This is a genomic window from Fluviirhizobium alvei, assembly GCF_030551875.1.
Lineage (GTDB): Bacteria > Pseudomonadota > Alphaproteobacteria > Rhizobiales > Rhizobiaceae > Rhizobium_E > Rhizobium_E alvei.
The window spans coordinates 231,526-247,445 of the sequence record NZ_JAUOZU010000007.1 but is presented as its reverse complement, the minus strand read 5'-3'; the positions used below and the strand labels follow the sequence as shown (position 1 = coordinate 247,445).

The following is a 15,920-nucleotide window of genomic DNA, read 5'->3' as shown; positions in this document are numbered from 1 at the left end:
TAGGTTTACAGAACTCCAGCACCTCGCGGCAAACAGCCTTCTTACCTCTTTCTCGCCCGCTGATCCCTTCATCCACCGCCACGATGCGCGAGGTTGGTGCGACTTCGCCAGCTCCGGGCACTTCTTCGGATCGCCGGCTGCATAGCGCAGTCCTCACACTTTCCCTCAACCTGATAGGCACTCAACCTCATCATGTCCAAAAGCAAAAGGCCCGGAGTTTTCGCTCCGGGCCTTTCGGTCTTCTTAAGGTGAGGGGCCGCCGGAGCGGCCCTTTCGATCTTAGATTGCCTGGTAGGCGGTGATGACGGCGTTGACCTGGTCGCTATCCATGGCCTGGATCTGCTCTGCGGTGATCGCCTGCAGCTGGGTGCTCGAGAGGCCTGCGATATCGTCGGTCGACAGACCCGCCACAGCGCTGGTGCTGATGGCTGCGATGTCGTCGGTCGAGAAGGTCGCGAGATCTTCCGATGCCAGTGCTGCGATCGCTGCGGAGCTCAGTCCACCAACCTGCGTCGAAGACAGGGCCTCGATCTGTGTCGAACTCATTGCTTCGATCTGGGCCGTTGTCATGGCCGAGAGCGACTTCGAGCTCAACGAGGTGATCTGGTCGGTCGTCAGGGCCGCGATGCTTTCGGTCGTCAGCGCTGCGATCTGCGAGGAGGTCAGCGCTGCGATCTGCGTCGAGGCCAGAATGCCGACCTGATCGGTGGTCAGGGCCGCGATCTGGGTGGTCTTCAGGCCGACGATCTGGCCGGTCGAGAGTGCTGCAGTCTGCGAGGTCGACAGGACTGCGACACTATCGGTGGAGAGACCGCCGAGCGCCGTCAGGCTGATCGCTGCGATATCCTCGTCAGCGAAGGCTGCGATGTCTTCCGTGCTGAGCGCGCCGAGCTGGCTGGAGGTCAGAGCGGCCACCTGGGTGGAGCTCAGGGCCTCGAGTTGCGTCGAGCTCATCGCGGTGATCTGGGCTGTCGTCAGCATCGACACGGCCTTGGAGGTGAGAGCACCCACCTGGTCGGTCGACATTGCCGCGACACTGTCGGTCGACAGGGCCCAGATCTGGGTCGAGGTGATCGCCTTGACCTGATCGGTGCTCAGAACGCTGACCTGATCGGAGGACATGGCGCCGATCTGGGCGAACTTCAGAGCCGCGACCTGTGTCGTGGTCAGGGCCGCTGCCTGTGCCGTCGACAGGGCTGCGATGTTGTTGGTCGACAGGCCCGAAAGCGCCGTGATGCTGATGGCTGCGACATCTTCGTTGGCGAAGAGGGCGATGTCATCGGTCTGAAGGGCGCCGAGCTGCGTTGCGGTCAGAGCGCCAACCTGACTGGAGCTGAGGGCCGCGATGAGATCAGAACCCATGGCATCGATCTGAGCCGTGGACAGGCCGCCGAGGATCTTGGTGCTGAGCGCCGAGACCTGATCGGTGGACAGAGCCGCGATATTGGCGGTCGACAGCGATGCAAGCTGCGTGGAGCTGAGGGCGCCAAGCTGGGTGCTGCTGAGGACAGCGACCTGATCGGTGGACAGAGCCGCGATCTGGGTTGCCTTGAGCGTCGCGATCTGGGTGGAGGAGAGCGCCACCACCTGGTCGGTCGAGAGGGCTGCGAGGCTGTCGGTGGACAGTCCCGGCAGGGCCTTCACGTTCAGGGCTGCAATGTCGTCGGTCGAGAAGGTGGCGATGTCTTCGGTCGCGAAGGCTGCCAGCTGCGTCGAACTCAGGGCATTGACCTGCGTCGTGCTCAGGGCCGCGGCCTGTGTGGTGCTGAGGGCCGCGATCTGGGCGGAGCTCAGGGCCACCACAGCCTTGGAGCTAAGCGCCGTGACCTGATCGCTGGACAGGGCAGAGATCCCATCCGTGCTCATCGAAGACAACTGTGCCGAGCTCAGGGCCGCGATCTGGCCGGTGCTGAGGACGCTGATCTGATCGGTCGAGAGAGCAGCAACCTGGGCAGCGCGGAGCGAGGCGACCTGGCTGGTCGTCAGTGCGGCGGCCTGTGTGGTCGAGAGCACTGCGATATTGTCGGTCGCAAGACCGGCAAGAGCCTTATCGTTGATCGCCGCGATGTCGGTGGCGTCAAAGCCGGCCATATCCTCGGTCGCCAGGGCTGCGAGCTGGGTCGCGCTGAGGGCGCCGATCTGGGCGGTGGACAGGACGTCAACCTGATCGGTGGACAGAGCGCCGATCTGGGCGGTCGTCAGGGCTGCCAGAGACTTCGAGTTCAGCACCGAGACCTGGTCGGTCGACAGAGCCGCGATGCTGCCGGTCGAAAGGGCCGAGAGCTGCGAGGAGCTGAGAACCGCGACCTGGGTCGAGCTCAGAACCGCGATCTGGTCCGTCGACATTGCGCCGATCTGGGTCGACTTCAAGGCTGCGACCTGGGTGGTCGAGAGGGCGACTGCCTGATCGGTGGAGAGTGCGGCAATCACATCCGTCGAGAGCGAGCCAAGTGCCTTGACGTTGATGGCAGCGACATCATCGGTGGAGAAGGTCGCAATGTCATCGGTGGCAAGTGCCGCGATCTGGGTGGCGGTCATCGCGCCAACCTGGGCGGAGCTCAGGGCGCCGGCCTGGGCCGTGCTCAGGGCTGCGATCTGGCCAGATGTCAGGGCGCCCATCACTTTGGTGCTGAGCGACGTGATCTGGTCGGTCGAGAGGGCCGCCATGCTGTCGGTGGAGAGCGAAGCGAACTGGCTCGAAGAGAGGGCGCCAATCTGCGTGGAGGTCAGCACACCGATCTGATCGGTGGTCAGTGCCGCAACCTGCGTACCCTTCAGCGCCGCGATCTGGGTGCTGGAGAGGGCTGCAGCCTGATCGGTCGAGAGAGCGGCGATGCTTGAGGTCGACAGCGAGCCGACGACCTTGACGTTGATCGCAGCAATCTCGGTGGTCGAGAAGGTTGCAATGTCTTCGGTCGACAGGGCTGCGATCTGGGTGGCGCTGAGGGCGGCAACCTGGGTTGCGCTCAGGGCCTGTGCCTGATCAGAGGACAGGGCATCGATCTGGGCGGATGTCAGGCCGGCGAGGGCCTTGGTTCCGAGCGATGCGATCTGGTCTGTCGAGAGCGCTGCGATGCTCGAGGTCGATAGGGCTGCCAGCTGCGACGATGTCAGAGCGCCCACCTGGGTGGAGCTCAGAACGCCGATCTGGTCGGAGGTGAGGGCTGCAACCTGCGTTGCCTTCAGGGCGACCAGCTGAGCGGTCGTCAGGACGGACGCCTGGTCGGTCGACAGGGCCGCGACAGCTGCGGTGCTCATGCCGCTGATCGCCTTGGTGCTGATCGCGGTGATATCGGAGGACTGGAGGCCGACGAGATCTTCGGTCTGCAGCGCGCCGATCTGGGTCGCACCCAGGGCTGCGATGTGGAGCGAGCCAAGCGAGTCGATCTGGTCGGTGGTCATAGCGCTGATCTGCGCCGTCGACAGGGCGACCACCGCCTTGGTGCTCAGGTTCATGACCTGCTCGGTCGTGAGCTTGGAGATGTTGTCCGTCGAAAGTGCTGCCAGCTGGCTGGAGGACAGGGCGCCGACCTGGGTCGAGTTCAGAACCACGAGCTGATCGGAGGTCATGGCCGCAATCTGCGTCGACTTCAGCGCTGCGACCTGTGCCGTCGTCAGCGATGCGGCCTGATCGGTCGAAAGGGCTGCGATGTTGGCCGTCGAGAGGCTCGTGAGCGTCTTGATGCTGATTGCAGCAATTTCGCTGTTCGAGAAGGTCGCGATATCTTCGGTCTGAAGCGCACCGATCTGGGTGGCGCCGAGAGCTGCGATCTGCGACGAATTCAGAACATCGACTTGGTCGGTGGAGAGAGCGCCAACCTGGGCGGTCGTCAGCGCGCCGAGCACCTTGGTGCTCAGAGCCGTGACCTGATCCGTCGACAGGGCGGCAATCGCATCTGTGCTGAGAGCCGCGATCTGCGCGGAGGTGAGAGCGCCGATCTGGGTCGAGCTCAGGACTGCAACCTGGTCAGTGCCGAGGGCCGCGAGCTGCGTGGCCTTCATGGCAGCGATCTGGGTGCTGGACAGTGCGGCAGCCTGATCGGTCGACAGGACGGCAATGTTGGCCGACGAGAGCGAAGCGATCGACTTGGCGCTGATGGCAGCGACATCCTCAGTCGAGAAGGTGGCGAAATCCTCCGTAGCCAGCGCTGCGATCTGGGTTGCGCTGAGTGCAGCGACCTGCGTCGAGCTCAGGGCCGCGGCCTGGTCGGTCGACAGGGCGTTGATCTGGGCGCTCGAGAGGGCGCCGAGCACCTTGGTGCTGAGGGCGGCGATCTGGTCGGTCGACAGCGAAGCGACGGTGGTCGTGCTGAGTGCGCTCAGCTGTGCGGAGGTCAAGGCGCCGATCTGGGTCGAGGAGACGACTGCGAGCTGGTCGGTCGACAGTGCATTGATCTGCGCGGCACGCAGGGCTGCGAACTGGGTCGAGGTCAGCGCTGCGGTCTGGTCGGTCGAAAGTGCGGCAATGCTGTCGGTCGAGAGGCTGGAGAGCGCCTTGACGTTGATTGCGGCGATTTCGGTATCGAGGAAGGCGGCCATGTCTTCAGAGGCAAGGGCCGCGATCTGGGACGCGCTCAGTGCCGCGATCTGGGTGCTCGAGAGCATTTCGATCTGGTCGGTGCTCATCGCCGTGATCTGGGCCGTTGTCAGGCCAGCCATGACCTTGGAGCTCAGATAGGTGATCTGCGAGGTCGAAAGGGCGGCGACCGTATCCGTGCTGAGAGCCGCAATCTGGGTCGAGGAGAGTGCGCCGATCTGGGTCGAGCCGAGGACGCCGATCTGGTCGGTCGACAGGGCTGCGATCTGCGTGGCCTTGAGGGCTGCGATCTGGGCGGTGGTCAGAGCTGCTGTCTGGCTGGTGGAGAGGGTCGCCAGCGTGGTGCTCGAAAGGCCGGAGAGCGACTTGACGCTGATGGCGGCCACTTCCGCATCAGAGAAGGTGCTGAGATCTTCCGAAGCAAGGGCGGCAATCTGAGTTGCGCTGAGGGCGGCGATCTGGGTCGAAGACAGGGTTTCGACCTGATCGGTCGACAGCGCGCTGATCTGGGCCGAAGACAGTGCAACAATCGCCTTGGAGCTCAGCGATGTGATCTGGTCGGTCGAAAGGGCAGCGATGTTGGTGGTGCTGAAAGCTGCAAGCTGCGAAGAGGACAGCGCTGCGAGCTGGGTCGAGCTCAACACGCTGACCTGATCGGTGGAGAGGCCGGCAATCTGCGTGGCCTTCAGGGCAACGATCTGTGCCGAGGTGAGGGCTGCAGTCTGGTCGGTGGACAGTGCGCCGAGCGCCGTGCTCGAGAGACCCGTCAGAGCCTTGACGTTGATGGCGGCCACTTCATCGTTGCTGAAGGTGGCGAGATCTTCGGTCGCAAGCGCGCCGATCTGAGTGGCGCTCAGGGCTGCGATCTGGGTGGAATTCAGGACTGCAACCTGATCGGTGGAAAGAGCAGCGATCTGTGCCGTCGTCAGAGCGCTCATCACCTTCGAGCTGAGCGACGTGATCTGGTCGGTCGAAAGGGCAGCAATGTTCGTGGTGCTTATGGCAGTCAGCTGTGCCGAAGTGAGAGCACCGATCTGGGTCGAGCTGAGTACGCTGATCTGGTCGGTCGAAAGCGCTGCGACCTGGGCCGCGCGAAGGGCTGCAACCTGGGTGGAGGTGAGGGCCGTGGCCTGATCCGTCGAAAGGCCCGCGATCGAACCGGTCGAGAGGCCGGCGAGCGACTTGGCGCTGATTGCGGCGATTTCGTCGTTCGAGAAGGTCGCGATATCATCGCTGGCGAGAGCTGCAAGCTGGGCCGAGCTCAGGACGCTGATCTGGCGGGAGTCGAGGACATCAATCTGGTCGGTGCTCAGTCCGCCGATCTGGGTCGCGGACATGGCCGCAATCTGGGTGGTGCCCAGGCTGCTCATCTTTGCGGTTTCGAGAACGGCGAGCTGATCGAGGCTCAAGCCGGAAATCGAAGTGGATGCGATCGCGCCGATCTGGTCGGTCGACATGACCGCGAAATCTTCTGTCTGGATGGCCGCAATCTGGGCCGCCGACAGGGCCTTGACCTGAGTAGTGGACAGCGCCGCTACATCTTCCGTGGTCAAGTTGGCGATCATTGTGGTGGAGAGTGATCTGATCTGCGTCACAGACAGAGAGGAAACGATCGAAGTCATTGACACGGCCTTTGATGTTAACGGGTTACTATCGCCTTTCCTCTCGCACTGCCGGAGCCATAACCCGGTGCCGCATGGCCACGACAAAACGTCGCCCATGACTGACTTGGGTTTTGCTGCCGTCCGAGACCGTCTGTCTCTATCGCTGGACGCGTCTTCAGATGTGGCAGTGTTCTGAGGGACATGGCTCTCGAGAGCCTGGGTGCGGGAGTGGCCTCATGCATGCAGGGTTACCCTGCTTCCCACACCAGTATGTCAACATGTCTCGCGAGGGAGACCTTGCATTCCAAACCGTATCAGGCGCAATCATCTGCAGCCTTCAGATACAGCTATCTCGCCATAATGTTTAGGCAGTGCGTTTTAATATTGAGTTAACAGCACCACCCCTGATTTGCAGTGGCTTTCCACGATTTGTTTGGTATCGCTCCACGGACAGTCAATCGGTGCATTTTCGAAATGTTGCGGCGATTGATCTTTGCAACAATTGTTAATCACCAAGGTTCAGACGTCTGACCGTCTTTGGGAACTGTTTCCTTCCTCCAATTGCGATGACGCAAAGCTTTCATTGAAGAAAGCAATAGGCGCGCGAACTTGTCCGAGCCTGTAATTGAATAGGCGCCGGAGTACTTGTGCGGCGATCGACCGGTTCTGTTCACCGATCGGGTGCTGTTTGCTCTGGCAAGCCCAAAGCAAGCTAGCGGCTTTACATGTGGCCATCGCCCAATCTGCCGAAGTGCCGGCCAAGCGCCGCTCGACCCTGGAATATAAATGGCCACATCACCCCAATCCGCTGCCGAGACCGTTTCACCGCTGGTCGGAATCATTGATCGCGCCCGCAACCAGACGCTACCGCTGGGAGAATTGTTCCAGGTCGCCGAGAGCCTGAACGCGGCCGGGCACAGGGCGCAGGCCGCGGAAATCTACAAGGCCTGGATTGCCTTCAACGAAACCAATCCGCTCGTCCATGTCGTTTACTTTAACTATTCGGTAACCCTCAGGCAGCTTGGTGATGTGACCGGCGCCATTCATGCGCTGCGCGCCTGCCTCAGGGCCGAACCGAAGTTCGGTCAGGCCCACATCAATCTCGGTCGCGCGCTTGAAGACTGCAGCCTGATCAATCAGGCCGTTTCCGCCTGGCGCGTGTATCTCGACCAGACCGCTGATGTCACCCCGGACCGGTTGAGCCATCGTCTGATGACGTTGCAACATCTGGGGCGTGTGCTTGAAAATGCCAATCTGCTCGAAGAGGCCGAGAACATTCTCTGGCAGGCGATCGAACTGCGGCCGGACAAGCCGGAAGCCGGCCAGCATTGGACCTCGATCCGTCAGCGCCAGTGCAAATGGCCCGCGCTCGTGACTTCAGATCATGTCAGCGCCCGCCAGCTGATCGATGCGATGTCGCCGCTGACGCTTGGCTGCTATGCCGACGATCCGATGTTCCAGCTCGCCAAGGCCTACCGCTATAACCGCCAGCTCGTCGGACGACCGGACCTTTCGGCCCATCCCCGACCGGCTGCGAAGCTCAAGACGGGAACCGGACAGCGGTTGCGGGTCGGCTATGTGTCCTCGGATCTGCGCGATCATGCCGTCGGTTTTGCCCTGAGCGAAGTCTTCGAACTGCATGACAAGGCCAAGGTCGAGATCTATGCCTATTACTGCGGCGAACCGCGCGTCAATGATGCGACGCAGGACCGTATCCGTGCCGCCGTCGATTGCTGGCGGGATATCAGCAATCTCGACGATGCGGCTGCCGCTCTCACGATCGCTGGCGATGCAGTCGACATTCTGATCGACGTCAACGGCTATACAAAGCATGCCCGTACGAAGATTTTCGCCTACCGACCGGCTCCGGTCATCGTGAACTTCTGTGGCTATCCGGGGTCTATGGGCAGCCCGCACCATCAGTACATGATTGCCGACGGCCAGATCGTGCCGCCGGAAAACGAGATCTACTATTCGGAAAAGCTCTACCGGATTGCCTGCAACCAGCCGGTTGACCGCAAGAGGGTGATTGCGCAGAAGCCGACGCGCGCGGAAGCCGGCCTGCCGGACAATGTGTTCGTCTATGCCTGCTTCAACGGCATGCAGAAGATCAATGCCAGCTGCTTTGCGCGCTGGATGGCCATTCTTGCAGCGACGCCGCAAAGCGTTCTCTGGCTGCTTGCGGGCGGTGCCGATGTCGAACAGCGCCTGCGTCAGTCGGCTGCTGCGCTGGGTGTCGCTCCCGAGCGGCTGATTTTTGCCCCCAAGGCGCCAAATCCGCACCATCTGGCCCGCATCGCGCTTGCCGACCTGTTCCTCGACACGTTCCCCTATGGTGCGCATTCGACTGCAGGCGACGCGCTGACGATGGGTCTTCCGGTGCTGACGGTGCCCGGCAACAGTTTCGCTTCGCGCTTCTGCAGCAGCATCGTGCTGGCCGCCGGCGTGCCGGAACTGATCTGCACTGGCCCGGAGGATTTCGTCCGCAAGGCAATCGGTTTTGCGCGTGATCGCGACAGTCTTGCCCGGATCCGGCAGAGCCTGGCGGACAAACGCGAGACCAGCGTTCTCCGCGACATTCCGGGTCTGGCGCGTCGTCTGGAGGAAATCTACTGGCAGATGCAGGGCGAGGCCGAACGCGGCGAGACGCCCGTTCCGGATCTTTCCAATCTCGACATCTATTACGAGATCGGGGCGGAAATCATCAAGGATCGCACCGAGTTCTGGAACCGCGACGAGTATCACGCGATCTACAGAAGCCGGCTTGCGGAATGGGACGCGCATTCGCCCATCGCTGCCGACAGGCGTCTCTGGTCCGGCCCGACCGGCTGACCTAAAGTTAACTATTCTAGGAGGGGTGAATGGCTCCCGTCATTCTTGTTACTTTTGCCGGCCGCCAGCGACGCATGGAACTTCTGACGCGCTATGTGCGTGAAGCCATGAATGCCGGCATCATCGATGAATGGCATATCTGGGATTTCACCCGTTCGCCGGAAGATCACGAATGGGTGACGCGTGAATTCGGCCCGGTGCGTTTCATGGGCTCGACGGCCCCCTATGAAGCCAAGGGCAGCGTTTCGCCGCGCGCCTCTTTCCGCGCCAGCGCACTCATTGCCAACGATCTCCATGTCGCTGTGCTGCCCAAGACCGATCCCGACCACTATCTCGAGCTGGTCGTCGGTGGTTGGGCCAACCAGCATTCGGTCATGCGGCGCCTGCCGCGGAGCGAACTGCAGACTTTCGATCGCAACAATGTGCAGCACAACTGGGCGCGATCGACACCCGGAGTTCTTTCTCCCGGCAAGGCCAACGAAATCGTCCTCGGCATCGATGCGAAAGGCGTTCTGACGCTCAATGTCAACGATGTGGCGATCGGCAGCTGGCCGGAGATCGATCTGTCCGCCGGCGCAGAAGTGATGATCCGTGGTGGCTGGGGCGCCAATCTCGAGCTTTGCGATGTTCGCGAACGGATCATGCGTTACATCGGCAACCCCTATGAGAAGATGCCATACTGGCAGGCCTATGATTATTATGCCCGCCGGCTCGACATGTTCAAGGATGCGCTGTTCCTCAAATGTGACGACGACATCGTCTATATGGACAACGACAAGCTCGATGCCTTCATCGAGTTCCGCCGCGCCAACCCGAAATATTTCGTCGTCTCGGCCAATGTGGTCAACAATGGCGTCTGCGCCTACTGGCAACAGGTGGCGGGATCGCTTCCCTCCCATATCGGCCAGTTCGAATATCCGCCGGGCGGCTTTGGCGGCACCCTCTGGCAAAGCGCCGGCAAGGCGACCGATCTGCACGATTTCTTCCTGACCACGCCGGAAAAACAGCTGCCGCTGCCGAACCCGGTCATCGAATGGACCGAGCGGCAATCGATCAATTTCATCTCCTGGCTCGGTCGCGACCTTGTCCATATGGCGCTGCCGAAAGGCGACGACGAACATATGCTGACGGTCGAACTGCCGACCATGCTGGGCCGGCCGACGGCGATTTTTTCCGATTTCACCGTCAGCCATCTCAGCTTCGGCCCGCAGGAGGCCGGGCTCGATCCGGATCGCCTGATCGATCGCTATGAAGAACTGATGAACCTCAAGCTCGCCTCGTGAGGGCAGGAACCGGAACGCAGGTTTCCGGGTGAACCATATCCGTCGGGAGGAAAGATCCGCCATGGTCCATAAGGGAAACATCGCCGTCGTTGGGGCAGGGCTCTCGGGCGCCGTCATTGGCCGCGAGCTGGCGGAAGCCGGTTATCAGGTGACAGCCTTCGACAGCCGCGATCATATTGCGGGCAACTGCCATACCGAGCGCGATGCCGATACCGGGGTGATGGTGCATGTCTATGGACCGCATATCTTCCATACCGACGATCAGGAAGTGTGGGACTATGTCAACCGCTTCATGCGCTTCATGCCCTACAAGAACCGGGTGAAGACCACCAGCCAGGGGCAGGTCTTCTCGCTTCCGGTCAATCTGCACACGATCAACCAGTATTTCGGCAAGACCTTCAGGCCTGATGAGGCGCGTGCGTTTCTCGAAAGCCTGGCCGACCGCTCGATTGAAAACCCGCAAACCTTCGAGGAGCAGGCGCTGCGGTTCGTCGGCAAGGATCTCTACGAGGCGTTCTTCAAGGGCTACACCCAGAAGCAATGGGGCTGCTCTCCCACCGAACTGCCGGCTTCGATCCTGAAACGATTGCCGGTACGCTTCAACTATGAGGACAACTATTTCTTCCACAAGTTCCAAGGCATGCCTGAGCATGGCTACACGGAAATGGTGGCAGGCATTCTCGATCATCCGGCCATTTCCGTTCGACTCGGCCAGAATTTTTCCCGCGCCGAGGTGGCCGATTTCGATCATGTTTTCTATTCGGGGCCACTCGACGGATATTTCGATTATCAATCCGGTCAGCTGGGTTACCGGACGCTGGATTTCGAACGTTTCACCTATGATGGCGACTATCAGGGCTGTGCCGTGATGAACTATGGCGATGTCGAGGTTCCCTATACCCGCATCACCGAGCACAAGCATTTCTCGCCCTGGGAGGAGCATCAGGGCTCCGTTTGCTACCGCGAGTTCTCGCGGGCCTGCGAGCGTGACGATATTCCCTACTATCCGATCCGGCTCGTCGAAGAGAAGGAACAGCTGGCGACCTATGTCGCATCGGCCGAGCAGGAAAAGGGGATCACCTTTGTCGGTCGTCTGGGGACCTATCGCTATCTCGACATGGATGTGACGATCCGCGAGGCGCTTGATACCGCAAGGCTCTACCTCACGGCAAATGCCAGCGGCCAGGCCATGCCGGCCTTCCTGCGCTCGCCGCTCTAGGTTTCGCCTCGCGGCGTTGATCTTCCGTTTTCCGGGCGATCGCAAACCTGCAAATGCAGGTGTAATTTATTAGCTTGATTGAATTCTGTTTTTCCTTCAACCTAACTTCTGCTTGATTGCAGGAGGGACGTTGAAGAAATCGAAGGCGAATACTTTCAAAAGCAAGGAAGCGCCCCGGTTCTTGTATGACCGGGCCCATGAGAAACGTTTATCGCTCGCCTATCAGGCTGCCAGTATCGCGCTCGTTCTTTTCGGTGCAGTTTGGGCTGTGTGGATGACGTTCGAGGGCGAGCCTTTGCTCGTCCTTCTCAACCTCTTCTACATGCTGGCAGGGCTTGTTCTCTGGTGGCGGATCCGCAGCGGAAACTTCATCACGGCGGCCACCATCGTCCACGCAGCCTTGACGCTCGTTCTCTTCGAAATCTGTCTGAATTTCGATATTCCGTCTGCGGCAGCGCCACGGGTGACGCATCTCTATTTTCTTGCTCTGGCCTTTCTGGCTTACGTCACCTTCCGTGACAGCCATCCTCGCATGACGATCACAGTCGTCCTGTTCTACCTTGCATCCTTCATCGTCTTTTCCAGCACCACCTTCGGCACATCCTATGCCACGCCCTTGCCGGATCATGTGCGCATGCTCGGTTCATGGGTGCACAGTTTCGTGGCGATCGCCATCATGTGTATCAGCGTCCTTATCATGCAGGCGGAATTTGCGGCGCGGTCAGACATGGGGCGCCAACTGATCGCCGCGCTGACGGGTGGTCAGTTTGAACTCTACTACCAGCCACAGGTTGACCGGATAGGGCAGGTCAAGGGTGCCGAAGCCCTGTTGCGGTGGAAGCATCCCACACGCGGGATGGTCCCTCCCGGCGAATTCATTTCGGTTGCCGAGCAGTTGAACATGATGCCTGCAATCGGGCGCTGGGTGTTTGAGGCAGCCTGTTTGCAGCTTGCCCAATGGCAGTCGGACGAACGGACGCGGTCATTGACCGTGTCGGTCAATGTCAGTCCCCAGCAGTTTCTTGATGCCGGTTTCGTCGCGGAATTAAGGGACATCATCGCCCGCCATGGTGTCGACCCGCGCCTTATCAAACTCGAACTTACGGAAAGCGTGGTCGTGGATGATATCGAGGATGTGATCGGCAAGATGAACGAACTCAAGGCCCTGGGGCTGACACTGGCGCTTGACGATTTCGGAACCGGCTATTCCTCGCTGCAATATCTCAAGCGCATGCCCTTCACGCAGGTGAAGATCGACCAGAGTTTCGTGCGCGACATGCTGTCGGAGGCGCGGGGTGCAGTTATCGTGAAAGGGATCGTGCAGATGGGGCGGGACCTCAATCTGTCGGTTCTGGCGGAAGGCGTAGAGACGGTGCAGCACCGCGACCATCTACTCGCACTCGGCTGCACCGAATTCCAGGGCTATCTGTTCGGGCGACCGGTTCCCGCCGACCGGTTTGCGGATTTTCTCGTCGCGCCAGAGCACCAGGCGGCGGGGTGAGATTGGCTGTTACGTGGCAGCGAATTGATCGCCGGGGCCACCTTCCTATTTGATGCCGCTTGGCATAGGTTGCCGGCCGAAACGATCCTTGCCACAGCAGTCCGAGCCCATGATTCTGTCCCACGAGCACAAGTTCATCTTCCTCAAGCCGCGCAAGGTCGCTGGCACCTCGTTCGAGATCGCACTGTCGCGCTTCGTCAATCGGCCGGATGACATCGTAACCCCGATCTCGCGCAAGGATGAGGCGATCCGCCGCTCACATGGATTTGCGGGGCCTCGCAATTTCCAGTTCGAGTTCCTCAAGCGGTTCAGCAATGATCCGCAACGGCCGGCCAGATTGTTCGGCTACGAATTGCCGCTGAAATTCTACAATCACATTCCGGCCGCGCGGGCGAAATCGCGCCTGCCGGCCGAAGTCTGGCGCGATTATCAGCGCATTTCTCTCGTTAGAAATCCGTGGGATCGGGCGGTGTCTCTGTTCTTCTGGCGCAACAAGGGCAGCGAGAAGCCGGATCTCAAGGACTTCACGACCTATTTCAAGAACAATCAGAAATATCTCGAAATCAATTACCCCAACTATCGCGTCGGCGGTCAGGATGTCATCGACCGCTATTTGCGCTACGAGCATTTCCAGGAGGACATGCTGGCGCTCGAAGCGGAACGTCCGGCGCTGTCCGGGCTCTGGGAGACGTTCAGCGGCATCAACGCCAAGGGGGCTGCGCGTGACCGGTCGGTTACGACTGCTGAGATCTTCGCCAGCCATCCCGAAGTCAACGCCATGGTCGAAAGGCTGAATGCCTGGGAAATCGAGAAATTCGGCTATCGCCTTCAATAGGCAGAATTGGCCAAGGCAGCGCTATTTCAGATAGACCTTGACGGTGGCCGCCCGGCCGATCGCATCGATGACCGTCAGTGTCGAATAGCCGGCGCCATCCGGTATCCATTGAAAATTGCGCTTGCGGATCGCATCCGGCATCGCCTTGCCATTGGCGAGCCAGCGGAAGGGCGGGCGGCCTCCTTGAAGTTTCAGGGCGAGAGGCAATGTCTCGCCGCTGTTCAGCCCGAGTTCCACTTCGGCACCCTCGGGCGGATAGACGATCTGTGGCGCCGGTTCGCGTGCACTGAAGGATATGAGGCCCGTGCGCGTCATGGCAAAACGCTTGAGGCTCGCCGGCAATTCGGCTTCCGTGAGCCGCAGGGCTCCCGGGGGAGCCGCCGGCATCGATTCGATCGCGACGCCCGACTTGACGAAGGCTTCGAACAGGATCGGCGCTGCCGACTGATAGCCGCTGATGCCGGGAACGGCCGCATTGTCGGCTCGGCCGACCCAGACGCCGATGACATGGCGCCCGTCGTATCCCACCGACCAGGCATCGCGGTAGCCGTAGGAGGTGCCCGTCTTGTAGGCGATGTTGCGATCGACGGCGCCCTGTGGCGGGCGCATGCCGGACAGGATATCGTTGACCTGCCAGGCGGCGGCCGGTGTGAGCAGTGGTTCGCCGGCAATGGCTTCGGGCTGTTCATGCACCCCGTCGCCGAGCTTCACCGGCGCGCCGCCATTGGCTAGGGCGGCATAGAGCTGCACGAGATCCTTGAGCGTGATGCCGACACCGCCGAGCGCGATGGCCAGTCCCGGCGTCTCGTTCGCCGGCAGAACGGGTTTAACCGCGGCGCGGCGGAACCGCACCATCAGTCGTGACGGTCCGACCGATTCCAGCAGTTTGACCGCCGGAACGTTGAGGCTCATCTGCAAAGCCTGGCGAATGGTGACATCGCCCTGATAGGACATATCGAAGTTGCGCGGCCGATAGCCGTAGAAATCCGCCGGACGATCCTCGATGATCGTCTGCTGCGCAATCATGCCCTCTTCGAAGCCAAGACCGTAGATGAAGGGCTTGAGCGTCGAGCCCGGCGAGCGCAGCGACCGCGTCATGTCGATGAACCCGGCCCGGCTGGAATCGAAATAGTCCGCCGATCCCGTGGCGCCGATGATTTCGCCGGTGCTGGCATCTGCCATCACGATCGCGACGGAAATCTTGGGGCCGAGCTTGCGCGCCGATTGCGACGCCACGGCTTCCAGCGCCGCCTGCACATCGCGGCGCAGGGTGGTCGGATGGATCTGCTTCTGCTTGTCGCGGCTCACGGCCATCTGCGCCAGGTGGGCGGCATAGGATGGAAGCGCGAGGCGCTTGTTCGGAACCGCCACCAGCCCGGCGCGCTCGACCTCGCCTTCGCCGATCACGGCGGAAACGGCCATGCGATTGAGCACGCGGGCGCGGGCTTCCGTCGCCGCCTTGTGATAACGATCCGGGCGGCGGCGTTCCGGCAATTGCGGCAGGGCGACGAGCAGGGCCGATTGCGCGACTGTGAGCTTGGTTGGTTCCTTGCCGAAATAGGCGAGGCTTGCGGCACGCACGCCTTCGAGATTGCCGCCATAGGGGGCGAGGTTGAGATAGAGATCGAGGATCTCGTCCTTGCTCAGGCGCCGTTCGATCTGGGCAGCCCGTGCCATTTGCAGGAGTTTGGAGCCAATCGAGCGGTCCTGACGCGGTTCGAGCAGTCGCGCCACCTGCATCGACAAGGTCGAGCCGCCGGAAAGAATGCGGAGATTGGTCGTGAACTGGTAGGCTGCGCGACCGAGTGCCAGAAGATCGATGCCCCTGTGTTCGGCAAAGCGCCGGTCCTCATAGGCAATCAGCATGCGTTTATATTGTGGGTCGACGAGCGCGCCATCGACTTTCAGGCGCCACTTGCCATCCGGCGTGGTGAAGGCCCGTAGCAAGCGGCCGTTGGCATCCACCACTTCCCTGGAATAGACCGACGCCTTTTCAAGCGGCGGCGGGAAGGCGCGGTCGGCAGCCTCGATGCCCCAGGTAATGCCGGCGGCAAAGGCCACCTGCATGCCTGCGAAGATCAGAAACAGCCGTGTCCGCGCCATCCGTGT

At 61.1% G+C, this 15,920-nt stretch carries 7 protein-coding genes; 5 read left to right on the top strand and 2 right to left on the bottom strand.

Going from position 1 to position 15,920, the window contains the following annotated elements; translation table 11 throughout:
- Positions 1-279: 279 nt before the first annotated feature.
- On the bottom strand, positions 280-6,159 hold the full coding sequence (locus Q4481_RS10410; RefSeq protein ID WP_304376290.1) for a beta strand repeat-containing protein: 5,880 nt from the start codon (positions 6,157-6,159) through the stop codon (positions 280-282).
- A gap of 768 nt (positions 6,160-6,927) precedes the next feature.
- Between Q4481_RS10410 and Q4481_RS10405 the strand changes: the two genes are divergently transcribed.
- The 5 genes from Q4481_RS10405 to Q4481_RS10385 all read left to right on the top strand — a co-directional run bounded on the left by Q4481_RS10405 (position 6,928) and on the right by Q4481_RS10385 (position 13,811).
- Positions 6,928-8,973 carry an O-linked N-acetylglucosamine transferase, SPINDLY family protein gene (locus Q4481_RS10405; protein ID WP_304376289.1) on the top strand — a complete coding sequence of 682 codons (2,046 nt, stop codon included), beginning with the start codon at positions 6,928-6,930 and terminating at the stop codon, positions 8,971-8,973.
- Positions 8,974-9,002: 29 nt separating this feature from the next.
- Entirely contained in the window at positions 9,003-10,256 is a 1,254-nt protein-coding gene (locus Q4481_RS10400) for a DUF6250 domain-containing protein (RefSeq protein WP_304376288.1), read from the top strand.
- 61 nt (positions 10,257-10,317) lie between these two features.
- Positions 10,318-11,475, top strand: coding sequence for a UDP-galactopyranose mutase (glf, locus tag Q4481_RS10395; RefSeq protein WP_304376287.1), 1,158 nt, complete (start codon positions 10,318-10,320; stop codon positions 11,473-11,475).
- A 181-nt stretch (positions 11,476-11,656) separates the two neighbouring features.
- Complete coding sequence (locus Q4481_RS10390) at positions 11,657-12,976, top strand: putative bifunctional diguanylate cyclase/phosphodiesterase (RefSeq protein WP_304376286.1); 1,320 nt, start codon at positions 11,657-11,659, stop codon at positions 12,974-12,976.
- A gap of 109 nt (positions 12,977-13,085) precedes the next feature.
- Positions 13,086-13,811, top strand: coding sequence for a sulfotransferase family 2 domain-containing protein (locus Q4481_RS10385; RefSeq protein ID WP_304376285.1), 726 nt, complete (start codon positions 13,086-13,088; stop codon positions 13,809-13,811).
- 21 nt (positions 13,812-13,832) lie between these two features.
- On the opposite strand, the gene pbpC is transcribed toward Q4481_RS10385, so the two are convergent.
- Positions 13,833-15,914: a penicillin-binding protein 1C gene (gene pbpC / locus Q4481_RS10380; protein ID WP_377353922.1), complete on the bottom strand. Its 2,082-nt coding sequence runs from the start codon at positions 15,912-15,914 to the stop codon at positions 13,833-13,835.
- Positions 15,915-15,920: the final 6 nt, after the last annotated feature.